This is a genomic window from Streptomyces sp. NPDC050997 (assembly GCF_040660135.1).
In the GTDB taxonomy this organism is placed as follows: Bacteria; Actinomycetota; Actinomycetes; order Streptomycetales; family Streptomycetaceae; genus Streptomyces.
The window spans coordinates 193,476-219,418 of the sequence record NZ_JBFAGK010000004.1 but is presented as its reverse complement, the minus strand read 5'-3'; the positions used below and the strand labels follow the sequence as shown (position 1 = coordinate 219,418).

At 70.7% G+C, this 25,943-nt stretch carries 16 protein-coding genes, 1 pseudogene and 1 riboswitch; of the genes and pseudogenes, 11 read left to right on the top strand and 6 right to left on the bottom strand.

The genetic code is table 11. The features are described 5' to 3' along the window. Window positions 1-84: 84 nt before the first annotated feature. Window positions 85-1,119, bottom strand: a complete 1,035-nt coding sequence (locus AB0H86_RS10965; RefSeq protein ID WP_362435753.1) for a glycoside hydrolase family 5 protein — start codon at window positions 1,117-1,119, stop codon at window positions 85-87. Window positions 1,120-1,591: 472 nt separating this feature from the next. Here AB0H86_RS10965 and AB0H86_RS10960 point away from each other — a divergent pair, with 472 nt between their 5' ends. Then, window positions 1,592-3,079, top strand: a complete 1,488-nt coding sequence (locus tag AB0H86_RS10960; RefSeq protein ID WP_362436462.1) for a glycosyltransferase family 2 protein — start codon at window positions 1,592-1,594, stop codon at window positions 3,077-3,079. Between the two features lie 129 nt (window positions 3,080-3,208). Here AB0H86_RS10960 and AB0H86_RS10955 read toward each other — a convergent pair whose 3' ends face one another. Continuing rightward, complete coding sequence (locus AB0H86_RS10955; RefSeq protein WP_362435751.1) at window positions 3,209-3,691, bottom strand: OsmC family protein; 483 nt, start codon at window positions 3,689-3,691, stop codon at window positions 3,209-3,211. Between the two features lie 1,015 nt (window positions 3,692-4,706). Between AB0H86_RS10955 and AB0H86_RS10950 the strand changes: the two genes are divergently transcribed. Next, window positions 4,707-5,474 carry a DUF1775 domain-containing protein gene (locus AB0H86_RS10950; RefSeq protein ID WP_362435749.1) on the top strand — a complete coding sequence of 256 codons (768 nt, stop codon included), beginning with the start codon at window positions 4,707-4,709 and terminating at the stop codon, window positions 5,472-5,474. Window positions 5,475-5,545: 71 nt separating this feature from the next. Here the strand turns inward: AB0H86_RS10950 and AB0H86_RS10945 are convergent, their stop codons facing one another. Genes AB0H86_RS10945 through AB0H86_RS10935 form a run of 3 tightly spaced genes read right to left on the bottom strand, consistent with a single transcriptional unit; the run spans window position 5,546 to window position 8,390 of the window. Next, entirely contained in the window at window positions 5,546-6,337 is a 792-nt protein-coding gene (locus AB0H86_RS10945; RefSeq protein ID WP_362435747.1) for an ABC transporter ATP-binding protein, read from the bottom strand. Next, complete coding sequence (locus AB0H86_RS10940) at window positions 6,334-7,335, bottom strand: iron chelate uptake ABC transporter family permease subunit (protein ID WP_362436460.1); 1,002 nt, start codon at window positions 7,333-7,335, stop codon at window positions 6,334-6,336. Before AB0H86_RS10940 ends, AB0H86_RS10945 begins: the two co-directional genes overlap by 4 nt. A gap of 23 nt (window positions 7,336-7,358) precedes the next feature. After that, the gene (locus AB0H86_RS10935) at window positions 7,359-8,390 is read right to left on the bottom strand and encodes an ABC transporter substrate-binding protein (protein ID WP_362435745.1); all 1,032 of its coding nucleotides are present in this window, start codon (window positions 8,388-8,390) and stop codon (window positions 7,359-7,361) included. 37 nt (window positions 8,391-8,427) lie between these two features. Beyond that, window positions 8,428-8,610, bottom strand: a riboswitch (cobalamin riboswitch). Window positions 8,611-8,768: 158 nt separating this feature from the next. Between AB0H86_RS10935 and AB0H86_RS10930 the strand changes: the two genes are divergently transcribed. From AB0H86_RS10930 to meaB, 3 genes are read left to right on the top strand one after another with little or no spacing between them, the layout of a single operon-like run. Further along, entirely contained in the window at window positions 8,769-10,586 is a 1,818-nt protein-coding gene (locus tag AB0H86_RS10930) for a methylmalonyl-CoA mutase subunit beta (protein WP_362435743.1), read from the top strand. Next, window positions 10,586-12,760: a methylmalonyl-CoA mutase gene (gene scpA, locus AB0H86_RS10925; protein WP_362435741.1), complete on the top strand. Its 2,175-nt coding sequence runs from the start codon at window positions 10,586-10,588 to the stop codon at window positions 12,758-12,760. The genes AB0H86_RS10930 and scpA overlap by 1 nt, the downstream gene beginning before the upstream one ends. Next, entirely contained in the window at window positions 12,757-13,740 is a 984-nt protein-coding gene (gene meaB, locus AB0H86_RS10920) for a methylmalonyl Co-A mutase-associated GTPase MeaB (protein WP_362435739.1), read from the top strand. The genes scpA and meaB overlap by 4 nt, the downstream gene beginning before the upstream one ends. Before the next feature lie 28 nt (window positions 13,741-13,768). Here meaB and AB0H86_RS10915 read toward each other — a convergent pair whose 3' ends face one another. Next, the gene (locus tag AB0H86_RS10915) at window positions 13,769-15,556 is read right to left on the bottom strand and encodes an FAD-binding dehydrogenase (RefSeq protein WP_362435737.1); all 1,788 of its coding nucleotides are present in this window, start codon (window positions 15,554-15,556) and stop codon (window positions 13,769-13,771) included. 185 nt (window positions 15,557-15,741) lie between these two features. On the opposite strand from AB0H86_RS10915, the gene AB0H86_RS10910 reads away from it, so the two are divergent. The 6 genes and pseudogenes from AB0H86_RS10910 (at window position 15,742) to AB0H86_RS10885 (ending at window position 25,847) form a co-directional block, all read left to right on the top strand. Then, window positions 15,742-16,923: a helix-turn-helix domain-containing protein gene (locus AB0H86_RS10910; RefSeq protein WP_362435735.1), complete on the top strand. Its 1,182-nt coding sequence runs from the start codon at window positions 15,742-15,744 to the stop codon at window positions 16,921-16,923. 244 nt (window positions 16,924-17,167) lie between these two features. Further along, window positions 17,168-18,397, top strand: coding sequence for a SpoIIE family protein phosphatase (locus AB0H86_RS10905; RefSeq protein ID WP_362435733.1), 1,230 nt, complete (start codon window positions 17,168-17,170; stop codon window positions 18,395-18,397). Window positions 18,398-18,761: 364 nt separating this feature from the next. Then, entirely contained in the window at window positions 18,762-19,937 is a 1,176-nt protein-coding gene (locus tag AB0H86_RS10900; protein WP_362435731.1) for a cytochrome P450, read from the top strand. Window positions 19,938-20,183: 246 nt separating this feature from the next. Continuing rightward, a pseudogene (locus AB0H86_RS10895) lies at window positions 20,184-21,736 on the top strand (cytochrome P450). Next, window positions 21,720-22,724, top strand: coding sequence for a (-)-alpha-amorphene synthase (locus AB0H86_RS10890; RefSeq protein ID WP_362435729.1), 1,005 nt, complete (start codon window positions 21,720-21,722; stop codon window positions 22,722-22,724). The pseudogene AB0H86_RS10895 and the gene AB0H86_RS10890 overlap by 17 nt, the downstream one beginning before the upstream one ends. 192 nt (window positions 22,725-22,916) lie before the next feature. Continuing rightward, window positions 22,917-25,847: an AAA family ATPase gene (locus AB0H86_RS10885; protein WP_362435727.1), complete on the top strand. Its 2,931-nt coding sequence runs from the start codon at window positions 22,917-22,919 to the stop codon at window positions 25,845-25,847. Window positions 25,848-25,943 lie beyond the last annotated feature (96 nt).

Here is a 25,943-nt window from a genome sequence, read left to right as displayed (position 1 = left end):
GTGATGCCGCACCCGGCTCGAGGGAACGTCCGCCGGGGGAACGGGAGTTGGCGGCGACGTCCGGCGTGAGGAGCGGTCAGGCGGTCAGCCCCTCGTGCGCTGCCTGATCCAGACACCGTTGGGCGTGAGGGAACTTGTGCCGAACTTGCCTGTGCTGCAGGCATCCTTCTTGAAGACCGAGAGGTCCTTGTGGTTGTCGGAGAGGCTCCAGTTCGTCCAGCCGATCTTCTTCTTCGCCATGAGATCGACGTACTTCTGCGCCATGGCGTAGTCCTTGCCCCAGCCGTTCCAGGATGCGACGGCCCACTCCGAGACAAAGATCGGGAGCTTGTCCGAGGCGCGGTCCAGACGCTTCAGGAACTGCTCCCGACCCGCTGTCGCGTAGAAGTGGAACGTGTACATGACGTTCTTGGCGCGTACGGGGTCCTTGACGATGGCCTGCTCGGTGGCCGCCTCGGCCAGGCCGAGCGTGGCCCAGCCTCTCGTCGGGACCAGAACCACGCTGCCCGGAGCGCGGGAACGGATCACCGGAATGATCTTCTCCGAGTAGCTCTTGATCGTCGGCCAGGCAACGCCGTTGGGCTCGTTGGCGATCTCGTAGATCACGTTGTGCTTGCGCTTGTGGCGTTCGGCGATCTGCTTGAAGAAGGTGCGCGCGTTGTCGAGGTCCTGGTGCGGGTCACCGGGGTGAATCGTGTGCCAGTCGACGATGACGTACATTCCGCGGGCGCTCGCCATATCGACAAGTCGGCTCGCCAGTGCGGTGTACTTCTTCGGATCCGAGCTGTACGCGCCCTCTCGCGCATACGTCGAAACACGCAGAACGCTCGCCTTCCAGTCGTAGGCCTGGGCGTCCAGCGCCGCGCCGGTCAGACATTGCGGGTACCACTGCGTGCCGTGCGTGCTCATGCCCCGCAACTGGACCGGCTTGCCGGATTCGGAGCACAGCTGCGTGCCGCAGACGTGGAGCTGGCCGTATGCCTGCACCGGCGTCTTGGCCTTGGGCTTCGGTCCGCTGTCCCCGGCGTGCGCCTGGGTCACGGGGATGAGGCCGAGCGTCCCCGCGAGAGCCAGTGAGGTCCAAGCCGCGCGACGGCTGCGGGAAGTCAGTGAGCGCATTTCTGCCTCCAGTTCCTTGAGAAAGTGCCGATGGGCAAATATGACGAAACGACACGTCATATTTGGCGCGGCGCCACCGCGATTCGTCCGAGCGGCAGGGAAAGTTCACCTTTGTGGGGGCACGGTCGGCTCTCCGAAGGCCCCGCGCCGGGCTCAGCGGCTCACCGGACTCCCCACGACAAGTCACATCAACCGACTTCGAGAAGCTCTGCGGCGACCGCCATTCCGCTCTTCGGTGGGTGCCACTCCGACACATCCTTCATTCGAGCGACCCATACAGCAATCAGCCCATCCGAACGCGCACGGCACACTCGGCGTGGCTAGTGGTTTGGGGGTGACCACCACATTCAAGGAGCCCCCTCGGTCCGAGCAGGCGGCCACCTGCGTACTCCCCCAACCCCCGGACGACCAGGAGAAGTACTCCTACGCGAGGCGCCATCTCTGGGTACTCACGGCGGCCTCGCTCATCAGCATGGGCTGCCTCGTCTTCAGCCAGTTCAGGCTGATCCAGTCGTCGACGTGGCTGTTCGTCCTGCTGCCGTGCCTGGGCTTCAGCGCCCTTTACTACATCGCCTCACTACGCGTGAACGGCTTCACAGCCGACTTCGATCTGAGGGGCCACCGCCAACTGGTGCGGAACTGGCGCCCCAAGGAATACCCGACGGTCGCCGTCTTCCTGCCGGTGTGCGGCGAGCCCGTCGACGTTCTGGAAAACACCTGGAGGCATGTGCGCCGACTCGCCGACCGATATCCCGGCAAGGCCACCCCGTACGTACTCGACGACTCCGCCACTCCGGAGCTCGCCGCCATGGCGAAGGAGCTCGGATTCGAATACGGAAGCCGGCCCAACCCCGGCTGGTTCAAGAAGGCCGGCAACCTGCACTACGGGCTTGGCATCTCCGACGAGGAGTACATCCTCATCCTCGACGCCGACTTCGCGCCCCGTGCGGATCTGCTGGAGGAACTGCTGCCGTACATGGAGCGTGACCCGCAGATCGGCATCGTCCAGTCACCGCAGTATTTCCGCGTGGCCGAACGGCAGACGTGGATCGAGCGCGGTGCGGGTTCCGTCCAGGAGTTGTTCTACCGGGCGATCCAGGTTTCTCGTCAGCGCCATGGCGGGGCCATCTGTGTGGGCAGTTGCGCCGTGTACCGGCGAACAGCCCTGGAGGCCAACGGCGGTACCACGCTGATCGAGCATTCGGAGGACGTGCACACGGGTTTCGACCTCGGTCGTCTGGGCTGGCGCCTGCGCTATGTGCCGATTCCCCTCGCCACCGGCAACTGTCCCGACAACGTGAGCGCGTTCTACCATCAGCAGTACCGTTGGTGCTCGGGTTCCATGAGCCTGCTGGCAAGCAAGAAGTTCTGGAGCACAAAGCTCGGATTCACCACCCGGCTCTGCTACTTCTCCGGCTTCCTCTACTACCTCCACACCGCGCTCTTCACCTTCGTGGCACCGCTGCTCCCGATCGTCCTGCTGGTGGCCATGCCCGAAAAACTCAAGGTCGAGTACATGCTGCTGGTCCTTCCCAGCGTCATCTACACGGTGCTGGTCTTCCCGTTGTGGCACAAATGCCCCTACCGGATCGAGGCATGGGCCGTGCGCCTGCTGTACGGCTGGGCGCACCTGTTCGCCATCTGGGACATCGCCCGGGGCAGGCGCCAGGCCTGGCGGCCCACCGGCTCGGCGGCCGCGGGCAGGAACACCAACCGGCGCTTCTGCATCGGCGTTCGGGTCTGGAGCGGCGGTACGGCCCTGTTGTGGGTGGGCGTCTCGGTCTGGCGCATGCTCACCCTGTACCCGCCCGACTTCGCACTGGTGTTGGCCTCCGGCCTGTTCTACGCCGTGATCGTGGGCCGCGTCCTCGTTCCGCACCGTGGCACGGCGGAAGAATCCGTTCCCGGGGTCGCGCGGAGAAAGATGATGGAGCCCGCGGAGAATCTCAGCGGACTGTGAAGCAGCGCGAGCAGGTCCTCAGAGCCCGGATCGGCGCGGCTCTGAGGACCTCTGCCGCGCCTGTCGCCGGGGACCGGGACGCTCTCGACGCCCCGGCCGGAGTGAGCGTCGCCGGGTCCGTCCGCGAGGTCAGGCGTCCTCGATCGTCGCGGTGACGGGCGTGCCGATCTCCACCGTGCGGCTGACCGTGCACAGCCGGTCGTGGCTGGTCTTGACCGCTCGCGGAAGGATCGCCCGGGCCCGGTCCGCGCCAGCGCCATCGCCCTCGCCCTCGCCCTCGCCCTCGCCCTCGCCCTCACCGTCCGGGAAAGCGACGGAAAAGGTGACCGTGAGGTCGGTCATCCGGTTGCCGAGCTCGTCACTGACCTTGGCGCCGGTCACCGCGACGGAGAACCTGGTGGGTTCCGCGTGGCGACTGGTGGCGACGTCGACGTCCGCCGCCGAGCACCCTCCGATCGCGGCGAGCAACAGCTCGACCGGGGTGAACGCGGTGTCCCCGGGAGCACCGGAACTCGTACCGAAGCTGATCGTGGCGCCGCGGGCGTTCGTCGCGACGAAGTGGCCGGTGCTGATTCGCTCGACGGTGACGGAGCGCAGGGAGTCCTCGGTCATACCGCCGACCCTAGGGCCCTTCTGATGCCGGGGGACAGGGACGCCATGGATGTCGGCTCGCGGGGTCGGTTTCCGCGACGGGCCGGCACTGCCCGTTCCGGTGGCCGCGTGTACCCGCCCCTCTGTGAACCGACCTGCCCGGTCCGCCGTATAGGACGAGGTGAACGCGCGCGACCTCCACCGGCCGGATCGGCGACGGCGAACGTCCGACCGCCCCGAGGACCCGGTGACCGGGACGGTCGGGGATGATGGGCGACCATGTCGCCTCGTCGCGTGAGCATGCCCTCGGTGCGGGCATGGGACTGGACTGCCGGAGCGGGTCCGGCCAGTCGCGCGGGAACGTGTGCGCGGGCCGGCCTGTTCGCCGTGCTCGGCACCGTGCTGGCGACGTTCGGGCACCACGCGGTCGCCGAAGGCACGGTGCCGTGGCGGCTGTCGGCCGGGTTGGTCGCGGCGCAGTTCGCGATGGTGTGGCCACTGGCCCGTCGCCGCTATGCGGCGGGTGCGACGATCGTGGTCACGCTGGCGGTGCAGGGAGTGCTGCATCTCGCCCTCTCCTACGCCGACGGTGACGCCTCGACGGCGATGCCACGGCACGCGATGCGCGCCGGGCACATGTCGGCGGCCGGGGACGGACACGCCTGGCATCACGCCGGGGCGGCGATGACCGTCGTACACACGGTCGCCGCGCTGGTGGTGGCCTGGCTGCTGCACCGGGCGGACGCCCGGATGGCGGCGGCGCTCGAAACGCTGCGCACGCTGGCCGGGGTCGCGATGGCCGCCCTGGCCCAGGTCCTGCCGCGGTTGGTGGCCGACCCGGAGAGGTCGGTGTCCCGGCTGTTCGACGGGCGGACGTGGCTGTCCCGCGTGAGGGCGGCGCACGCACAGCAGGAGGTACTGGAGCACGCGGTGGTTCGCAGGGGGCCACCGCGGCGGGAGCACCTTCCCGTCACCCACCGGCCCCGGAGTCCTCAGGGCCGGATTCTCCCGTTCCGTTCCAGCAAGGAGTTCCCCTGTGTCCCCGTCAACTGCGCCCCTGTCCACCCACCTGGTGGCCCATGCCGGCCGCCGTGTCGCCCTCGCCGGCGCCGCCGCGCTGACAGCCGCGCTCGCCCTGGCCTCGCCGGCCGCCGCGCACGCGGAGGTCGAGGCCGACCATGCCCAGGCGCTCGCGAAGGACGTCACCCTCAGCTTCGTCTCCGAGGCCGAGTCCGCGTCCGCGGGCTTCCGCGAACTGCGTGTCGTACTGCCCAAGGGCATCGCCCCCACGGACGTCACCCTCGACGAGGGCCCCAAGGGCTGGAAGCTGACGGCCACCGACGACGGCTACACGGTCGGCGGCCCCGCCCTGAAGTCCGGCATCGACGCCGAGCACAAGATCAAGGTCCGGCAGTTGCCGGACGCGAAGCAACTCGCCTTCAAGACCGTCGAGACCTACAGCGACGGGGAGATCTCCCGGTGGATCGAACTGCCCACCGGAGGCAAGGAGCCCGAACAGCCCGCCCCGGTCCTGACGTTGAAGGCCGCGGCCCCGGGCGCCAAGCCGGTGGAGCCCAGTCCATCGCAGAGCGCCACGCCCAGCGCGGCAGCGTCCGCTCCGTCCGCTCCGTCCGCCGAGGCGACAAAAGCGGACTCCTCACCGGCTGCCAGTGACACGGCCGCCGATGAGGACGACGGCATGTCCTCCGGCGCCCTGGTCGGGGTGATCGTCGTCGTGCTGCTGGTGCTCGGTGGCGGGGCCTGGTGGCTGGTCAAGCGCCGGGCGGTCTCGTCGGAGAGCTGACCTTCGGTGCCGGCGCCCCGGGGCGGAAACGTCCCGGGGCGCCAGCGTCCCCGGACGACAACGTCCCGGCGTCAGGCCGACCCCACGACGTCTCGCGGGAGCGTGCCGAGGAACCGTACGTGTGGCCGGTCTCCGGGAGCGTCGGGGGTCACGGCGGCGCGCACGCCGTACACCTGGGCGATCAGTTCCTCGGTGAGCACCTCGGCAGGGCTGCCCGCCGCCACCACCCGGCCCTCGTTCAGCACGACGAGCCGGTCGCAGTACATCGCCGCCAGGTTCAGGTCGTGCAGGGCGATGACGGTGGTGACGGGGAGTTCCGTGACGAGGGTCAGCAGGTCGAGCTGATGCTGGATGTCCAGGTGGTTGGTGGGTTCGTCGAGGAGGAGTTCGCGTGGTTCCTGGGCGAGGGCGCGGGCGATCTGGACGCGTTGGCGTTCGCCGCCGGACAGGGTGTGCCAGAGACGGTCGGCCCGCTCGGTGAGGTCGGTGCGGTCCAGGGCGGCGCGTACGGCCTTCTCGTCGGCCGGGGTGACGGGGGTCCAGGCGCGGCGGTGCGGGACACGGCCGAGGCGTACGACGTCCAGGACGGTCAACTCGGTCTGGGTGTCCGCCTGTTGTTCGACGACCGCCAGGCGGCGGGCGACCGCTCGGCGGCTGAACCCCCGCAGCGGGTGGCCGTCGAGGGTGATGACACCGGAGGTGGGGGTGAGAACGCCGGCGAGCAGGCGCAGGAGTGTGGACTTGCCGGAGCCGTTGGGGCCGAGCAGACCGGTGACCGACCCGGGGATCGGGGTGAAGCTGACCCCGTCCAGGATCAGCTGTCCGGCGGCGGTGCGGGACACACGGTCGGCGCTGAGGGTCATCGGGGCGCCCTTCGGGTGCGGTACAGGATGAGGACGAAGGCCGGGACGCCGATCAGGGAGGTGACGACGCCGACCGGTATCTCCTGCGGGTCGAGGGCGGTACGGGCCAGGGTGTCGACCCAGACCAGGAACACCGCCCCGGTGAGTGCGGTCACCGGCAGCAGCCGCGCGTGTCCGGGGCCGGTGAGGGCGCGGGCGGCGTGCGGCAGGACGAGCCCGACGAATCCGATGGCGCCCGCCGAGCTGACCAGGGCGGCGGTCAACAGGGCGGTGACGCAGAGCAGCACCAGCCGGGTCCGGGCCACAGAGACTCCGAGCGAGGCCGCGGCGTCCTGCCCGAAGGCGAAGGCGTCCAGCGTCCGCGCGGATCCGAGGCACACGACAAGCGCGGTCGCCAGGGCGGCCAGGCAGAGCCACACGTCGTTCCAGTCGGCGCCGCCGAGCGAGCCGAGCAGCCAGAACAGGACGCCCCGGGTGGTCTCGGCGTCGGCGGTCGTCAGCACGACGAAGGAGGTGAGTGCGGAGAACAGTTGCATGGCGGCGACTCCGGCCAGCACGACCCGGTCCGTCGTGGCGCCGAGGGTGTGGCTGAGCAGCAGCACCAGGGCGAAGGAGCAGACGGCTCCGACGAACGCGCCGCCGGAGACGGACAGCGCGCCGCCGCCCACACCGAGGACGACCACCACGACGGCGCCGGTGGACGCTCCGGAGGAGACGCCGAGGACGAAGGGGTCGGCGAGGGGGTTGCGCAGCAGGGACTGCATGACCGCTCCGCACACGGCGAGTCCGGCGCCGCAGACGGCGGCGAGCAGGGTGCGGGGCAGGCGCAGGTTCCACACGATGCCGTCCCGGATCAGGCTCAACCGCGAGGGTCCCGCGCCGAGATGGGCGGCCACCGCCGACCAGACGTCTCCGACGCCGATGTCCGCGGGGCCGATGGTGATGGCCACGGCGAGGGATCCCGCCAGCGTCAGGAGGCCGGCCACCGTCCGCAGCACCGTGGCCGTGACGGACGAGGTCGTCACCCGGCGAGCCTGTAGGCGCGCAGCGCCGCGGCCACCTTCTCGACGCCTTCGACGGTGCGGATCGTTGGGTTCATGGCCTGGCCGCTGAGCAGCACGTACCGCTTGTTCTTCACCGCGTCCATGCTCCTGGTCGCGGGATTGGACTCCAGGAAGGCGATCTTCTTCGCGGCGGTCTCGGCGGTCTGCGACTCGCGGGTGAGATCTCCGATCACCAGGACGTCGGGGTTGCGGTCCGCGACGGTCTCCCAGTTGATCTGCGGCCATTCCTCCTTCGTGTCGTCGAAGACGTTCCGCGCGCCGAGCGCTTCGGTGATGATGCCGGGGGCTCCGCAGCAGCCCGCCATATAGGGGGACTCCTGGTTCGCGAACCAGTACAGGACCGAGGTGTCGGAGGCGTCGATCCCGGAGGTGGCCTTCGCGACCCGGGTCCTCAGTGCCGCGACGAGCTTCTCGCCCCGCGCTTCGACGCCGAAGATCTTCGCCAGGTCTCGTATCTCGCCGTAGACCGAGTCCATGGTCAGCGGCTTGGTGCGGGCTCCGTCGCCGTCGCCGCTGTTGTCCTTGCCCTCGCAGTCGGCGGGAGAGAGGTAGGTCGGCACGCCCAGTTCCTCGAACTTCTCGCGCGGGGCCACGCCCCCTTCCCTCAGGGTGGAGGCGAAGGACGCGGCGACGAAGTCGGGTTCGGTGTCCAGCACCTTCTCGAAGGAGGGCTGGTTGTCGGAGAGCCGGGGCACCCGGGCGTCGGCCTTCGCGAGTCCCTTCATGACCGGGTCGGTCCAGGTGGCGGTGCCCGCCATCCGGTCGGCGAGGCCGAGGGAGAGCATGATCTCGGTGGTGCCCTGGTTCAGGGACACGGCTCGCTTCGGCGGCGACGGGATCGTGGTCCGCTGCCCGCAGTTGTCCAGGGTGAGGGCCGTCGAGGGGGTGGCCGAGTCGGGGGACCCGGTGGACGAGCCGCCGCAGGCCGTCAGGAGGAACGCCCCCAAGAGGAGCAGGGTGGAGCGGCGGACTCTACGGGTGACGGGCACAGAACATCCTCTGGCGTCGAGGGCCCGGTCGCGGGGCCCGTTCGTACGGGTCGCCAGCAGGTCTTCGGACTGGGGATCACCCGGCCGGAGCGCCTTCCCGGACCCTGGTCACATGTGACCGTCGTCCAGTGGCTCGCGTTGCCCCGCCCGTCACCCTCACCGCTGCGCGTCAGTTCCGGATTCGCACCGGATTCCCTTGACTGGCCTGGGCAAATTATCACGTCGTCACACGGGCCCGAGGGGCGGCGGAAGGCCGGGCGTCCGTCCGCCACGCGGGGACCGGGCCCGGCAGAGCAGCGCAGGTCACAGTGGCGGGGAGTGCAAGGTCACAGCGGTGTCCTCTGCCGCTCCTTTGTCGGTCTGTCCTAGCATCCGAGCATGACGGTCCTGCCTGACGACGGGCTCTCCCTGGCCGCCGAGTTCCCTGACGCGACGCACGAGCAGTGGCAACGCCTGGTGGCGGGCGTCCTGCGCAAGTCGGGCAAGGAAGTCTCGGGGGAGGCAGCGGAAGACGCCCTGTCCACCGTGTTGGAGGACGGGTTGCGCACCCGCCCCTTGTACACCGCGAGCGATGTGACGCCCGAGCCCGGCTTCCCTGGTTTTCCCGGGTTCCCCCCGTTCGTACGGGGCGGCCGGGCCGAGGGAAGCATCACCGGCGGCTGGGACGTCCGGCAACGGCACGCCGCGACCGGCGGCGACGCGGTGCTCGGGGATCTGGAGAACGGCGTCACCTCACTGTGGCTGATCGTCGGGGCGGGCGGCCTCCCGCTCGGCTCCCTCGGCCGCGTCCTCGACGGCGTCCACCTCGACCTCGCGCCCGTCGTCCTGGACGCGGGGAGCGATCTCGACTCCGCCGCACGGGAGTTGCTGGGCCTGTACGAGGAGCGGGGCGTCGCCAAGCACGCGGCGCGCGGCAACCTGGGCGCGGACCCGCTGGCCCACGAGGCCCGTACCGGCGATGCGTTCGACTTCGCGCCGGTCGCCGCTCTGGCGCGGCTGTGCGCCGACGAGTACCCGGGGCTGCGGGCACTGACCGTGGACGCCCTGCCGTACCACGAGGCCGGTGGCTCGGCCGCGCAGGAACTGGGCGCCTCCCTGGCGACCGGCGTCGCCTACCTCCGTGAGCTGACCGAGGCGGGTCTCTCCGTCGAACAGGCTTGTGCGCAGCTGGAGTTCCGGTACGCGGCCACCGCCGACCAGTTCCTCACCGTCGCGAAGCTGCGCGCGGCCCGCCGGCTGTGGGCGCGGGTCGCCGAGGTGTGCGGGGCGCCCGGCGCGGGGGCGCAGGTGCAGCACGCCGTGACGTCGCCGGTGATGATGTCGCGCCGCGACCCGTGGGTGAACATGCTGCGCACGACCATCGCCACGCTCGCCGCGGGGGTCGGCGGCGCCGACTCCGTCACCGTGCTGCCCTTCGATCACGCCCTGGGCCTGCCGGACGCGTTCGCGCGCCGCATCGCCCGCAACACCTCGACGATCCTGGTCGAGGAGTCCCATCTGTCGCGGGTGATCGATCCGGCGGGCGGCTCCTGGTACGTGGAGCGGCTGACGGACGAACTCGCCCATGCGGGCTGGGAGTTCTTCCAGTGGATCGAGGGCATCGGCTGTCAGGCCGCCGCCCTGCGCTCGGGCCGTCTCGGCCAGGACCTCGCGAAGACCTGGGAGGCGCGCAGCGCGAAGCTCGCCGAGCGGCGCGAACCCATCACCGGGGTCAGCGAGTTCCCGCACCTCGCCGAACGTCCCGTGGAGCGCGAAGCGGCTCCCGAGCCGCCGTCCGGCGGACTTCCGCGGGTGCGGCGCGACGAGGCGTACGAGGCCCTGCGGGCCCGCTCCGACGCCCACCTCGCGGCCACCGGAACCAGGCCGCGCGTCTATCTGGCCACGATCGGCCCCGCCGCCGCGCACACCGCGCGCGCGACCTTCGCCGCCAACCTCTTCCAGGCCGGCGGCATCGAGCCCGTCACGGAGGGCGCCTTCGAGGACAGCGGCGCCACCGAGGCCTGCCTGTGCTCCAGCGACACGCTGTACGAGGAGCAGGCCGCGAGCACCGCCCAAACCCTCAGGGCGGCCGGTGCCCGCCAGGTGTTCCTGGCCGGCCGTCCCGGGCAGTACACCGGTGTCGACGCCTATGTCTTCGCGGGCTGCGACGCCGTCGCCGTGCTCTCCGCCACCCTCGACCGCATGGGAGTGTCCTGATGGGAATCCCCGACTTCACCGGGATCGAGCTGGGGACGCCCACCACCGACGGCAGCGCCGACGAGTGGCGCAAGGCCGTCGAGAAGGCGACCGGCGGGGACGAGGCGTTCTGGGAGACCCCGGAGGGCATCGCGGTCAAACCGCTGTACACCGGCCGTGACCTGGAGGGCCTGGACTTCCTGGGCACCTACCCCGGCGTCGCCCCGTATCTGCGCGGCCCCTATCCGACGATGTACGTCAACCAGCCGTGGACGATCCGTCAGTACGCGGGTTTCTCCACCGCCGAGGAGTCCAACGCCTTCTACCGCCGCAACCTCGCGGCCGGCCAGAAGGGCCTGTCGGTCGCCTTCGACCTGCCCACCCACCGCGGCTACGACAGCGACCACCCGCGGGTGACCGGCGATGTCGGCATGGCGGGCGTGGCGATCGACTCGATCTACGACATGCGGCAGCTCTTCGACGGCATCCCGCTGGACCGGATGACCGTGTCGATGACGATGAACGGCGCGGTGCTGCCCGTGCTCGCCCTCTACATCGTGGCGGCGGAGGAGCAGGGCGTACCGCCGGAGAAGCTGGCCGGGACCATCCAGAACGACATCCTCAAGGAGTTCATGGTCCGCAACACGTACATCTATCCGCCGAAGCCGTCGATGCGGATCATCTCCGACATCTTCGCGTTCACCTCGCAGCGGATGCCGCGCTACAACTCCATCTCCATCTCGGGCTACCACATCCAGGAGGCGGGTGCGACGGCCGATCTGGAGCTGGCGTACACGCTGGCGGACGGGGTGGAGTACATCCGGGCCGGGCGGGAGGCCGGTCTTGACGTGGACGCGTTCGCGCCCCGGCTCTCCTTCTTCTGGGCGATCGGCATGAACTTCTTCATGGAGATCGCCAAGTTGCGGGCGGCTCGACTGCTCTGGGCCAAGCTGGTCCGGCAGTTCGACCCGCAGAACGCCAAGTCCCTTTCCCTGCGCACCCATTCGCAGACCTCGGGCTGGTCGCTGACCGCGCAGGACGTGTTCAACAACGTGACGCGTACGTGTGTGGAGGCGATGGCCGCGACCCAGGGCCACACCCAGTCGCTGCACACCAACGCCCTCGACGAGGCCCTCGCGCTGCCCACCGACTTCTCGGCGCGCATCGCCCGCAACACGCAGCTGCTGCTCCAGCAGGAGTCGGGCACCAACCGGGTCATCGACCCGTGGGGCGGCAGCGCGTACGTGGAGAAGCTGACGTACGACCTCGCCCGCCGGGCCTGGCAGCACATCGAGGAGGTCGAGGCGGCGGGCGGCATGGCCAAGGCCATCGACGCCGGCATCCCCAAGCTGCGCATCGAGGAGGCCGCGGCCCGCACCCAGGCGCGCATCGACTCCGGGCGCCAACCGGTCATCGGCGTCAACAAGTACCGCGTCGAGACCGACGAGCAGATCGACGTGCTGAAGGTCGACAACTCCTCGGTGCGTACCCAGCAGATCGAGAAGCTACGGCGGCTGCGGGCGGAGCGCGACGAACGGGCCTGCCAGGACGCGCTGGACGCGCTGACCCGGGCGGCCGGGGGCGACGGCAACCTGCTGGAGCTGGCGGTGCGCGCGGCCCGCGCGAAGGCCACCGTCGGGGAGATCTCCGACGCCCTGGAGAAGGTGTACGGCCGGCACGCGAGCCAGATCCGTACCATCTCCGGCGTGTACCGAAACGAAGCAGGCGAGTCCCCGTCCGTGGACCGCACCCGGGCCCTGGTGGACACCTTCGCCGAGGACGAGGGGCGGCGGCCGCGCATCCTGGTCGCCAAGATGGGCCAGGACGGTCACGACCGCGGCCAGAAGGTGATCGCCACCGCCTTCGCCGACCTCGGTTTCGACGTCGACGTCGGCCCGCTGTTCCAGACCCCGGCCGAGGTGGCCCGCCAGGCCGTGGAGGCGGACGTGCACATCGTCGGGGTCTCCTCGCTGGCCGCGGGCCATCTGACCCTCGTACCGGCGCTGCGCGAGCAGCTCGCCGAGGAGGGCCGCGAGGACATCATGATCGTCGTCGGGGGTGTCATCCCGCCGCAGGACGTGCCGACCCTGCTGGAGATGGGCGCCGCGGCCGTGTTCCCGCCCGGGACGGTGATTCCGGACGCGGCCCACGACCTGGTGACGCGGCTGTCGGCCGGCCTCGGGCATCCGCGGTGATCGATCTCGACGCGTATGTGAAGGGCGTGCTCGACGGGAAGCGGGCGATCGTGGCCCGTGCCATCACACTCGTCGAGTCCACCCGCCCTCAACACCGGGCGCTGGCACAGGAGTTGCTGACCGAGCTGCTCCCGCACAGCGGCCGGGCGCGGCGGATCGGGATCAGCGGGGTACCGGGCGTGGGCAAGTCGACCTTCATCGACGCGTTCGGCACCATGCTGACCTCGCTGGGCCACCGGGTGGCCGTGCTGGCGGTCGACCCCTCCTCCACCCGGACCGGCGGCTCGATCCTGGGCGACAAGACCCGTATGGAGCGGCTGGCCGTCGACCCGGCGGCCTTCGTCCGCCCCTCCCCCAGCGCGGGCACCCTCGGCGGGGTCGCGAAGGCCACCCGCGAGTCGATGGTGGTGATGGAGGCGGCGGGCTACGACGTCGTCGTGGTGGAGACGGTCGGCGTCGGCCAGTCCGAGACCGCCGTCGCCGACATGGTCGACTCGTTCCTCCTGCTCACCCTGGCCCGCACCGGGGACCAGCTGCAGGGCATCAAGAAGGGTGTCCTGGAGCTGGCCGACGTCATCGCCGTCAACAAGGCGGACGGCCCGCACGAGCGCGACGCCCGCGCGGCGGCACGGGAGTTGACGGGTGCGCTGCGCCTCATGCACGGCAGGGACGCCGCCTGGACCCCGCCGGTCCTCAGTTGCAGCGCCCGTGAGTCGACCGGGCTGGACACCGTCTGGGAGCGCCTGGAGCAGCACCGCACCCTGTTGGACTCCACCGGGCGGCTGGCCGCCAAGCGCAGCGAACAGCAGGTCGACTGGGCGTGGTCGATGGTCCGCGACGAGTTGCTCGGCCGACTGCACGCCGACCCGGCCGTGCGGGAGATCGCACCCGGTCTCGAACAGCAGCTGCGCGACGGCGCGTTGACGGCGACGCTGGCCGCCGAGCGCATCCTGAAGGCGTTCGGCGGCTCGGGCAGCTGACGGCGCTTTTTCTTGAGGGGGCCCGGCCTCAGGTCGCCGTGGCCGCTGCCGCCGCGCGGCCCGCCTGGCGGCCGGAGAAGAGGCAGCCGCCGAGGAAGGTGCCTTCCAGGGAGCGGTAGCCGTGGACTCCGCCGCCGCCGAAGCCGGCCACCTCGCCGGCCGCGTACAGGCCGGCGACCGGTGTGCCGGAGGCGTCCAGGACGCGGCCGGAGAGGTCGGTCTGGAGGCCGCCCAGGGTCTTGCGGGTGAGGACGTTCAGACGGACGGCGATCAGCGGGCCGGCCCCGGAGTCCAGGATCTTGTGCGCCGACGCCGTACGACTCAACGAGTCCCCGGGATAGTTGAGCGCGTTGCGGATGCCCATGACCTGGACGTCCTTGGTGTACGGGTTGTCGATCTCGCGGTCACGGGCCTCGATCTGCCGCTTGAGGGCGGCGAGTTCGACCAGATTGTCGCCGGTCAGCTTGTTCATCCCGGCGACGAGGTCGGACAGGGTGGTGGCGACCACGAAGTCCTCGCCCTTGTTCTTGAACCTCTCGATCGGCTCGGGGGTCTGCCAGATGCGGGACAGCAGCATCCACACGTTCTTGTCGGTCAGATCGGGGTTCTGCTCGGAGCCGGAGAGCGCGAACTCCTTGGCGATGATCTTCTGGGTGGTGACGAACCAGGAGTAGTCATAGCCGGTGTCGGTGATCGACTTCAGGGTGTGGAGGGTGTCGTAGCCAGGGATGTCGGGGCTGGAGAAGCGCTTGCCGGTGGCGTCGAACCACATCGAGGACGGGCCCGGCAGGATACGGATGCCGTGCCCCGGCCAGATCGGGTCGTAGTTGCGCAGGCCCTCGGTGTAGTGCCACATCCGGTCGGGGTTCACGATCCGGCCGCCGGCCTTCTCGGTGATCGCCAGCATCCGGCCGTCGACGTGCGCGGGCACACCGGTGACCATGAACTTCGGCGGGGTCCCGAGGCGGGCCGGCCAGTTCTGCCGTACCAGATCGTGGTTGGCGCCGATGCCGCCCGAGGTGACGACCACGACGGGGGCGCGCAGTTCGAACTCGCCGACGACGGTACGGGAACTGGGCTTCCCGCGGGCCGCGCCGCTGGGTTCCAGGATCGCGCCGCGGACACCGGTGACCGCGCCGCCGGTCGTCACGATCGAGTCGACCCGGTGCCGGAACCTGAAGGTCACCTTCTTGTCCGCCACCGCGGCCCGGACCTTCTTCTCGAACGGCTCGACCACGGCCGGTCCGGTGCCCCAGGTGACATGGAAGCGGGGTACGGAGTTGCCGTGACCGTCCGCGAGACCGCCGCCGCGTTCCGCCCAGCCCACGATCGGGAACCACTGCACGCCGAGCCCGGACAGCCACGACCGCTTCTCGCCGGAGGCGAAGTCCACGTACGACTCGGCCCACTTGTACGCCCAGTGGTCCTGGCCGGCCGGGTCGGTGACCTCCCGGTCGAAGCCGGCCGTGCCGAGCCAGTCCTGCCAGGCGAGTTCCCGGGAGTCCTTGATGCCCATCAGGCGCTGCTCGTCGGAGTCGACGAGGAACAGTCCGCCGAACGACCAGAAGGCCTGGCCGCCCAGACTGGCCTCGGGTTCCTGGTCCAGGAGCAGTACCTTGCGGCCGGCCGCGGCGAGTTCGGCCGTGGCGACCAGTCCGGCGAGCCCGTGGCCGACCACGATGGCGTCCGCGTCCTGCGACTCGGCGGCGAAGGCCGGGAACGCCTGTGCGGTGAGGGCGGCCCCGGCGAGCGCTCCGCCGGCCACGGTGAGCGCGTGTCGCCGGGTGATCCCGGCGGGGGGTACGGAGTTCGCCATGGGCTGCCTTCCGGAGGAGGTGCACAGGGTGCGGGAGACACCAGGGATGTCCCTGCGACGACTGCACTGTTACCGTCGGTAGCCCAGAGGGAATCAGATCGTCATGACCATGTGGTAGTGGCCGGTCGCCAACGTGATCACCCCTTCGTTGTGGCCCGGCGACAGCGCGGACGGAGAACGAGCTCATGACTGTCGTCCAAGAACGCGAGCCGGTCACCGAGATCCTGCGGACGATGGCCGTCGACGGGGAGGTGTGCGGCGAACTCGTCCGCGCGGCACGGACCCACTCCCCCGAAGTCGCGCGGCTCACCGAGGCGGAGAGCCTCTCCCACGTCACCTCCCTGGTACGGGCCGCCGGTGAGTGGTTCGGCACCTTCGACCGGGTCGAGCAACAGGACTTCACCGCCGCCCTGCTGCTGGGAGCCGACCGTGCGGACCAGGGTGTTCCGATGACCGCGGTCCTGCGCGGTGTCCAGGCCGGCCTCACCCGCACCGTGGAGATCACCCTTGACCGCTGTCGAGCGGCCGGGGTGCCCGACAGCGCCCTGCTCACCGTCGTCCTGCGTCTGAAGGAATACGGCGACGCGGTCGAGCGGCACGTGATCAACGGCTACCGCGCCGCGGAACGGGCCACGCCGCACGAGACCTCCGAGGTCCGCACGAGCGTGCTGCGGCGGCTGCTGGTCGGCGGCGTCGTCCCGTCCCCGCTGGAGATGGCCCGGGCCGGGATGCGGCCGAACGCCCAGGTGCCTCACCACTGCCTCGTCGCGGACGTCGCCGATCCCGCGGCCACGCGGCTTCTCAAGGACGGGCTGTCCGGGCTTCGCGCCGGTTTAGGCCTCGTCGAGGGGCGGCCAGCCGGACTGTGCCGGCGGATGCCCGGGCCCGAGGAGGTGGGGACCTCGGCCCTGGTCGTGGTCTCGCCGGCCGCTCCGCTGGAGGACATCCGCCCGCTGTACCGGCTCTGCGTCCGCGCCCTGGACATCGGCGTACGGCAAGGGCGGCACGGGCTGTACGAACTGACCGACTTCGCCGCCGAGATCGCCCTCGCCGACCAGCCGCTCATGGGATCACATCTGAGTGACCGGCTCCTGGGAGCCCTCGACCGGTCGGACGACTTCCATCGGCAGCTCGCGCTCACCGCGGTCACCTTCCTCGACAACGGCCGACGCCTCGACCAGACCGCGACGGCCCTGTTCACCCACCCCAACACCGTCCGCTACCGGCTCGGCCGACTCCAGCAGATCACCGGCCGCTCACCGAACGACCCCTCGTCGGAGAACCTCTCCGAACCGCTGAGCACCCTGCACTGGTGGTGGGCCCTGACCACCTGGCTCGGCCAGGACCGCGGGCCGTCAGGGCACTGACTCCCCCACTTCCGCTTAGGGAAGCCTTGCCCATCTTGTCCGGTTTTCGGAGGGTGGCCGGTGGGATCCGACCTCGATCACCTGAGGGACAGGGCCCAGGTCGGAGCGGTCGTGAGCAGCGTCGGCCGGCCGCGGCACACCGCCGGCGAGGCCGCGTCCCACCGCGGTCCGTACCTCGTCCGTGGCTTATTCCGTCTATCGTGGAAAATCACGTAATCACGACCCGTGTCGAGGCAGAGAGCACATGAGGAAACCGCAGATCGACTACGCGGCGGTCTTCCGGGCCCTGCCCGGCATGGTGGCGCTGCTCACCCCTGATCTGGTGTACGCCGACGCCAACGAGGACTTCCTGCGCCTGGCCCGCCGCACCCGCGAGCAGCTGCTGGGCCGCTACATCTTCGACGTCTTCCCCGAGAACCCGAACGACCCGGCCGCGGCGGGCATGCAGGAGACGCGGGCGTCGATGCTGCGGGTGGTGGACACCGGCGAGCGCGACACGATGGCGCTGATCCGCTACGACATCGAGGATCCCGCGCGCCCGGGACACTGGCGGGAGCACTACTGGAGCCCGGTCAACGCGCCCGTCCTCGCCGCCGACGGAAAGGTGGCGCTGGTCGTGCACCGGGTGGAGGAGGTCACGGAACTCATCCGCGCCCGCGGCGGCCCGGTCGGCGACGACCGGGCCCGCGTGCTGGAGGCCGAGCTGTACACCCGCGCCCGGGAACTGCAGGACGTCAACGAACGGCTACGCCACGCGCACGCCCGGGAACGCGAGGTCGCCCTCGCGCTGCAGGCGGCGATGCTGCCCGCGCCCGGCCCGATCGGTCCGCACGAGGCGGCCGTACGCTACCGGCCCGCCATCGGCGCCCTGAACGTCTGCGGCGACTGGTACGACCTGGTCGACCTGCCCGGCGACAACCTCGCGGTCGCGGTCGGCGACGTCGTCGGCCACGGCCTGGCGGCGGCCTGTGCCATGGGGCAGCTGCGCAGCGCACTGAGCGCGGCCTGCCGTGTCGCCGACGGTCCGGCCCTGGCCCTGGAGGCCCTCGGCCTGTACGCCCGCTATGTCGAGGGCGCCGAGTCGACCACCGTCGTGACGACCTTCATCGACTGGGACAGCCACACCGTCACCTACAGCTGCGCCGGCCATCCACCGCCTGCCCTCGTGGACCCCGAGGGCACCGTCACCTTCCTGGACCAGGCCACCGATCCCCCGCTCGCCGCCCGCCCCGAACACCTCCCCCGCCCCCAGGCCAGTACCTCCTTCACGGAGGGTTCCACCCTGGTCCTGTACACCGACGGCCTCATCGAACGCCGCGACGAGGACATCGACGCCGGTCTGGCCCGTCTCGCCGACTCCCTGACCCGCCACCGGCACGCCGACCCCGAGCCGCTGTCCGACGCCCTCCTGGCCGACCTCCTCCCCTCCAGCGGCAACACCGACGACTCGGCTCTGATCGTCATCCGCCTGTGACCCGTTCCCGCACCTCCGCGTCTCCCCACGTCTGCGCATCCCTGGCGGCTCGTTCGTCACCGCTGGTGACCGGCAGGCACTGACCGCCATCGGTGCGCGGATTCCCCTCCGGTTACCCGGCCCGACGACGGACGCGGACGGCCTGGGCGCGGTCGCCGGAGTGAGCCTCGGGCCAGACCGCGGACGTGCGCACGGGCCGCTGTCCGACGCCTTCCTCGACGGACCGCGGCCGTGCCCGGTCATCGCCGCCGTGCCGACGCTGTCCGACGGCGGTCGTGGGCGCGGTCCCGCTGCCTCGCGGCCGCCGGACAGGCCGTAGCCTCGGTGGTGTGATCCGTTTCCCCGCGCCCGACCGAAGCCCGCGATGAGCGTCGTCGACTCCTTCCCGCTCGGTGCCACGACCACGCTCGCCGAACTCGCCGGGGATCCGCATCCGCGGCTGGCGCTGCTCCGCGCGCGCGAACCGGTGTCCTGGCTGCCCGAGTTGGACGGCTGGCTGGTGACCCGTCGCGACCTCGCGGTCAGTGTGATGCGGGACGCCGCGACCTTCACCGTCGACGACCCCCGGTTCTCCACGGCGCGGGTCGTCGGCCCCAGCATGCTGTCCCTGGACGGAGACTCGCACACCCGACATCGCGAGCCCTTCACCGCCCCGTTCCGCCCCCGGGCGGTACGCGACGGCTTCGCCTCGTTCATCGAGCGGGAGACCGACCGGCTGATCACCGCGTGGGAACCGGCCGGCGCCGTCGAACTGCGACGCACGTTCGCCGGGCCGCTCGCGGTCGCCGTCATGACCGAGGCGCTGGGGCTGGCCGACACCACCCCAGACACGGTGCTCTCCTGGTACGACGCCATCGTGCGCTCGGTCTCGGACATCACCGCCGGACAGCCGGCGGGGCCAGCGGGCGCCGCGGCGTACGCGCGGCTGCGGACCGCCGTGGAGGCCACCGTCGCCGACCGGGACACCGCCTCGCTCCTGGTCTCGGCCGCCGGGCAGTTGGCGGTGCCGGAGGTGGCGTCCAATGCCGCGGTGCTGCTGTTCGGCGGCATCGAGACGACCGAGGCGATGATCACCAACGCGCTGTTGCACCTGCTGCGGCACCCCGGCCAACTCGCCCTCGTCCGGGCCGATTCCGATCTGCTGGACGGCGTGATCGAGGAGTCGCTGCGCCTCGAACCCGGCGCGGCGGTCGTGGACCGCTACGCCACCCGCGACACCGTCCTCGGCCCGGCCACGATCCGGCGGGGCGACCTGGTCACCGTCTCCCTGACCGGCGCGAACCGCGACCCCGCCGTCTTCCCCGACCCCGACCGGTTCGACGTCCGCCGCGAGAACGCGCGTCTCCAACTGGCCTTCGCACACGGCCCGCACCACTGCATCGCCGCGCACCTCGCCCGCCTGGAAACCCGAATCGCCCTCCACCGGCTGCTCGAACGCCTCCCCGCCCTGCGCCTGGACCCGGACCGCCCCAGCGCTCCGGACGGTCTGGTCTTCCGCAAACCCCCCACCCTGCATGTGCTGTGGGACGTCCCTGCCTGACTCCCCACCGGGGGCGGGCGGACGATGTCACTCCGGCTGAATTCCACACGGTCGGACATCTGAGCCAGGTCGTTGTATGTGGAAAAGGACTACGGAAGACGACTGAAGACAGCCGAGGGACAGAAGAACATCGGCCGTCGGGCCGTACCGGCGAAACACGATTCCCCCAATGCTTCCCCGCGCTCCCGTGCGCCCCCACGAAGAAAGGGTTCGGCACATCGGCAGGCAGGTTGAACTGGGCAGGACATGGGTCAAGTGCCACGTCGGTGGAACATCACCGAATTCCGCCGCCGGTCCAGACGGAGGTATTTGATGAACGCCTTTGTTCCCGAACCAGAGCGAAAATGGACTGTGGGAATTGCTCCCAGCATATTCCCCTCCCTCGCTCACGGTATCGCCTTGTTCCGTCGCCCGCTGCAGTTTCTGAATTCCTTGCCCGCACACGGTGATCTGGTGGAGATTCGGCTGGGTCCGCTGCGCGCCTGGATGGTGTGCCACCCGGACCTGGTCCACGAGATGCTCAGGGACACCCGCACGTTCGACAAGGGAGGCACGCAGTACGACAGGCTGCGGCTGCTGATGGGCAACGGCGTCGTCACCTGCCCGCACGCGGAACACCGCAGGCAACGCAGGCTGGTCCAGCCCGCGTTCCGCCCCTTCCAGGTCGCCGAGCACACCCGACTGATGCTGGACGACGCCGAGTTGGTGTGCCGTGAGTGGCGCCCCGGCCAGGAGGTCGACGTCAGCGCGGCCATGTTCGCCATGACCACCCGGGTGATCAGTAGAGTCCTCTTCTCCGACTCTCTCGACGCCACGGCGACCGCCGAGGTGCGCCACTGTCTCGCCGAGGTCGTACGGGGCCTGTTCCTGCGCACGGTCGTACCGGTCGACGCCGTCTTCCGCTTCCCCACGCCCGCGAACCGCCGCTATCGGCACGCGATCGCCCGTCTGCACACGATCATCGACGGCGTGATCGACGAGCGTCGCCGACGCGCTCCGGACGCTCCCCGCGACGATCTGCTGGAGACACTGCTGGACGCCGCACGAGGTGACGGCGACGCGGTACCCGCGGTCAGTGAGCAGGAGATCCACGACCAGCTCATCACTCTTCTGCTGACCGGAGTGGAGACCACCGCCCTGTGCCTGGCCTCCGCCTTCGACCTGCTGGCCCGGAATCCGGAAGCAGAGGAACGCCTGCACGCGGAGATCGACACCGTGGTCGCCGGGCGCCCACGCCTGACCCCCGAGGACCTCCCGCGCCTCGTACAGACCCGCGCCGTCATCACCGAGACACTCGCCACTCCCCGCCGGGCTGGCTCTTCACCCGCGTCACGACCCGCGACACGAAGCTCGCCGGGCACCGGCTCCCCAAGGGATCAATGGTTCTGTACAGCCCCTACCTCCTGCATCACGACCCCGCGTCGTTCCCCGACCCCGGCCGGTTCCTGCCCGAGCGATGGCTGCCCGCACAGGAGCCGGCCGGTTCACGGACCGCGCTGATCCCGTTCGCCGCGGGGAGCCGTAAGTGCCTGGGCGACGCGTTCGCCGTCACGGAGGCGATCGCAGCCGTCGCGGTCATCGCGGGCCGCCGGCGGCTGCGGCACCTGGCCGGTCCGGTCGAACGGCAGCGCCCGGTGGTGACGTTGGGGCCGAGGTCGCTGGTGATGATCTGTGAACCACGTGCGCGTCGTACGACTGACGCACCGACACGTGGGGACGCGCCCGCACTCAGGGCCGATGCCGCACTTCGAGTTCCGGATACCCGAACGGCAGGTGACAACGGTGTCGACGACGCATGAGGAGATCACGATCGCCCCGCACGGTTCACTGCACCCCTCGACCCTCAAGGAGTTGGTCGACGCCCACCTCCGCATGCCCTTCGGGTTCCTCAGGAATCCCCACGAGTCGGTGGCGGTGGCAGGCGTCGAGGAGTGGCTCCGCGCGCAGGGCCTGAGCCGCGAACCGGGTGTGCCGGAGATGCTCCGCTCCACCCGCCCCGCCGAGCTCGCGTCCTATACCAGTCCGGGTGTGGACGCGGACATCCTCCAGATCGTGGCGAACCAGATCGCCTATCAGTTCGTCTTCGACGACCGGGCGGAGGAGGTCGGCCGTCGGTGGCCGGACCGGCTGCTGCCCATGCTCTGCGAGAGCGTGGCGATCCTGCGGGACGGTCAGCCGCCCACCACCGTCCTCGGGGCCGCCCTGGCCGACCTGTACCGCCAGGTCCAGGAGCGGTGCACCCCGGCCCAGGCGGCGCGCTGGGCCTGGACAAGCCGGGAGTACGTCCATGGGCTGCTGTACGAATCGGTGGCCCAGAACGGCTCCTTCCCGCTGGCGACCGGACTGTGCACCTCCATCCGTTCGCTGACCGCGGGGGTCGAGCCCTTCTACCCGCTGTACGAGGCCGCGCGGCGCGGCGAGTCCGCCCCCGAGGAGCTTCATCATCCGGTCATGCGGCGCATGCGGCGCCTGTCGGTCGACGCGGCCGTATGGACGGCGGATCTGTTCTCCGCGGTGAAGGAACAACGAGCGGGGGACATGATCAATCTGGCGCTGGCCCACCAGCGCGCGCAGGGGTGCTCCCTGCCGGTCGCCATCACCCTGGCCATCCGTCAGATCAACAGCGCCATCAACGAGTTCGAGGGGCTCTACGCGCAGATCGAGCCGGTGCTGAGTCCCGCGGGACGCGACTGTGTGGAGGGCATGGCCGGCTGGATCGGCGGGTGCTACCACTGGTCCCGCAACGTGCCGCGCTACGCGGACACGGCGAGGGTGTCCGCGTCGTGAGACCGTCCGTCGCCGCGCCATAGGGCGGCACATTCAGTCGACCGTACCCATGAGGCGAACGTGGCAAGCCACGAGAGCGGGTGATTCATCCATACTTGGCCTGCTCGTTCGCGAATTCGTCCATACCGCATGTCGTGGGGCGTACGCTCTCGCTGCCTCCCGGTGGTCGAACGACAGGAAGCGGTAGGGCACATGGCACATGGGTCACGGCAACCGATCACCCAGTCCCGGCAGTTGCTCGAACGCAAACAGGAGCTCGATGCGCTCGACGCGGCGCTGTCGGATCTGCGGGCCGTCGCCGACGGCGGCCCGTGCACCCGGCACAGCGGTCTGCTCGCCTTCACGGGACCGGCGGGACTGGGCAAGACGGCGCTCATGACGGAGGCCCGCGCCCGCGCCACGGCCGACGGGTTCAGGGTGCTCTCGGGCAGGGGCGGCGAGGCGGACCAGGAGCTGGCGTTCCACGTGGTCCGCCAGCTCGTCCAGCCCACGCTGGCGTCGATGGACGAGGCGGAACGCCAGGCGTTCCTGGGCAGTTGGTACGGCATCGTCGCCGCCGCGCTCGGCCTGGAGGCGGCTGACACCTCGCAGGCGCCGGATCCGACGGGTGTGCGCGACGGGCTCGACTGGGTCGTGACGCGCCTGACGGTGATGAAGAAGGCGCCCGTCGTACTGCTCCTGGACGATCTGCACTGGGCCGACATCGAGTCCCTCGGCTGGCTCGCCTCCTTCGCTCCCCGGGCCGCGGACCTGCCGCTGCTGATCGTGGTCGCCTACCGGCCCGACGAACTGCCCTACGAGGCAACCGCGTTCCGCGCCCTGGTCGACGGTCACGGCACCCGCCCCCACCCCCTCGCACCGCTCACCACCGCGGGCGTGGCGCGGATCGTGCGGGAGCAGGTGGGGGACCGCGCCGAGGACGCGTTCTGCGCGGAGTGCTGGACGGTCACCGGCGGCAGCCCGTTCGAGACCGTGGAACTCGCCATCAGGCTCGGCCAGCGCGATCTCAAGGGCGCCCGGAACGAGCTGCCGACGATGCGGGCCCTGGCCGCAGCCGTGAAGGGTCCCGGGCTCATCGAGCGCCTCCATCGGCTCGGCACGAGCACCGTCCGCTTCACGTACGCGGGGGCCGTCCTGGGTGCGCCGTTCTCCGCGGACCTCGCCGCCACCATCGCGGCGATCGGCCGCGAGGCCGCCGCCGAGGCGACCGAGAAGCTGCGCGCCGCCCGCATCCTGGCCGACGACGACGGGCCGGGCGGCGGCCTGGGTTTCGTCCATCCACTGATCGCCACCACGATCTACCAGTCGATCCCGTCAGGTCTGCGGGTCGGCATGCACAACGCGGCCGCCGAGTCCCTCCGCGCGGCCGGGTTCGGTCCGACCGCGTCCGCCCGGCACCTGCTGGAGGTCCCGTGCGACGGCAAGTCCGAAGCGGTCGACTGCCTCCGAGAAGCCGCCCGTGAATCCCTGCGGGCGGGCGCTCCGGAGGCGGCCCGCCGCCTGCTGACCCGGGCGTTGCAGGAGCCGCCCCTGCCGGAGGAGCGCGCCGCCCTCCTGCACGAACTCGCGGGCTCGACCTTCCTCCTCGAACCCACGGCCACCGTGAACCATCTCCGTGCGGCCCTGGCGGAGCCCGGGGTCGACCCCGAACTGGGCGCCTCCATCGTCTACCGGCTCACCCAGGCACTCGCCCACACGGACCGGACGGCCGAGGCCGCGAAGGTGGCCGCCGAGGGAGCCCGGACGGCCGCCAACGCCCGGGTCCGGTTGCGGATGCAGGCCGATCACTTCGCCTGGAGCATGTTCCGCACCGACGAACCCGACTCGTCCGCCCGCTCCCGCAGGCTGACCCGGCTGGCCGCGCAGCTGGCGAGCCGGGGGCGGCCGACCGGCCGCGGACTGGAGGAACGCTGCATCCTGGGGCTGCGCGCGTGGGACGCCCTGCTGCGTGGCGAGCCACGGCGGACCGTCCTCGAACACGCCGAGAGTGCCCTGCGCGGCGGGATGAGCTGGACCGACGAGAACCGTGGTTTCGAGGTTCCGGTCTCGGTGGCCCTGGCCTTCATGTACTGCGACCAGCCGCGACGGGCCGAGGAGTTGTTCACCAAGGGGATGGCCGAGTGCGAGACCAAGGGGTGGCGGGGCTCTCATCTGGCCGTCGGCCAGACCCTGTTCGCCTACATCCGCTACCGGCGGGGCTGTCTGGCGGAGGCGGAGCACTGGGTGCGCGAGGGCCTGCGCACGGCCGAGCGGGTCGAAGGGGCGGTGCCCGCGCAGTGGTTCGCGATCGGCATTCTCATCCAGACGCTGCTGGCCCGCGGGCGCGTCGGTGACGCGCGCCGGCTCGCCGACCGTCACGACTACGGCGAGGTCGTTCCGAACGCCGTCATCTACCCCGATCCCCGCACGGTGTATGCCGAGTTGCTCCTGGCGGAGGGGCGCCCTGCCGAGGCGGAGCGCCTGTTGACCGAGGTCGGGAGCTGGCTGGACGGGCGGGACTGGCGCAATCCCGCCTGGTGTCCCTGGCAGCTGCGTCTGGCGTCCGCCCTGGCTCGCTCCGCTCCCGACCGGGCCGTCCGGCATGCCCAGGACGCCCTCGAACGTGCCCGGGACTTCGGTGCGGCGTCCGTGATCGGACAGGCGCTGCACACCTTGGCCGAGGTGACCGGCGGAAGGGCGGCGCTCGCTCTGCACGCGGACGCAGTGGACCATCTGGAACGGTCGCCCGCCGCCTACGACCTGGCCCGCGCGCTGGTCGGCCACGGTGCCTCGTTGTCCCGCCACGGTCGGCTCCACGACGCCGCGGACCGGCTCTACCAGGGACTCGAAGGAGCCGTGCACTGCGGTGCCGAGGCGCTTGCGGCCCGGGCCAGGGCGGAACTCTCCGCGGCCGGACTGCGCCCGCTGCCGCTGCGGTACGCGCAGACGGACACGCTGACGGCCCACGAACGGAAAGCGGCCGAGATGACGGCTCAGGGCCACCAGGCAGCCGTGGTCGCGAAGGATCTGCGGCTCACGGAACAGGGTGTACGACAACTGCTCTCCTCCGTGTACCGCAAGGTCGGCACCGATCCGGCGGGCCTGGCCGAGGCCCTGGAGACCTTCCCGCGTCCCCGGTCGTGACCCCGCGTTCCCGGTCGTGATGCCGGCCGCCGGGCCAGGACCGGCGGTCGCTCGGTCATCATGGGGAGGTCACGGGGCCCCTTGGTTCCTTTCGGT

Excerpts from the sequence above, each read along its gene's own strand:
- AB0H86_RS10965 (WP_362435753.1), bottom strand. The coding sequence starts at position 1,119 with ATGCGCTCACTGACTTCCCGCAGCCGTCGCGCGGCTTGGACCTCACTG.
- scpA (WP_362435741.1), top strand. The coding sequence starts at position 10,586 with ATGGGAATCCCCGACTTCACCGGGATCGAGCTGGGGACGCCCACCACC.
- AB0H86_RS10955 (WP_362435751.1), bottom strand. The coding sequence starts at position 3,691 with ATGACCGAGGACTCCCTGCGCTCCGTCACCGTCGAGCGAATCAGCACC.
- AB0H86_RS10885 (WP_362435727.1), top strand. The coding sequence starts at position 22,917 with ATGGCACATGGGTCACGGCAACCGATCACCCAGTCCCGGCAGTTGCTC.
- AB0H86_RS10915 (WP_362435737.1), bottom strand. The coding sequence starts at position 15,556 with ATGGCGAACTCCGTACCCCCCGCCGGGATCACCCGGCGACACGCGCTC.
- AB0H86_RS10945 (WP_362435747.1), bottom strand. The coding sequence starts at position 6,337 with ATGACCCTCAGCGCCGACCGTGTGTCCCGCACCGCCGCCGGACAGCTG.
- AB0H86_RS10910 (WP_362435735.1), top strand. The coding sequence starts at position 15,742 with ATGACTGTCGTCCAAGAACGCGAGCCGGTCACCGAGATCCTGCGGACG.
- AB0H86_RS10900 (WP_362435731.1), top strand. The coding sequence starts at position 18,762 with ATGAGCGTCGTCGACTCCTTCCCGCTCGGTGCCACGACCACGCTCGCC.
- AB0H86_RS10905 (WP_362435733.1), top strand. The coding sequence starts at position 17,168 with ATGAGGAAACCGCAGATCGACTACGCGGCGGTCTTCCGGGCCCTGCCC.
- AB0H86_RS10930 (WP_362435743.1), top strand. The coding sequence starts at position 8,769 with ATGACGGTCCTGCCTGACGACGGGCTCTCCCTGGCCGCCGAGTTCCCT.
- AB0H86_RS10960 (WP_362436462.1), top strand. The coding sequence starts at position 1,592 with ATGGGCTGCCTCGTCTTCAGCCAGTTCAGGCTGATCCAGTCGTCGACG.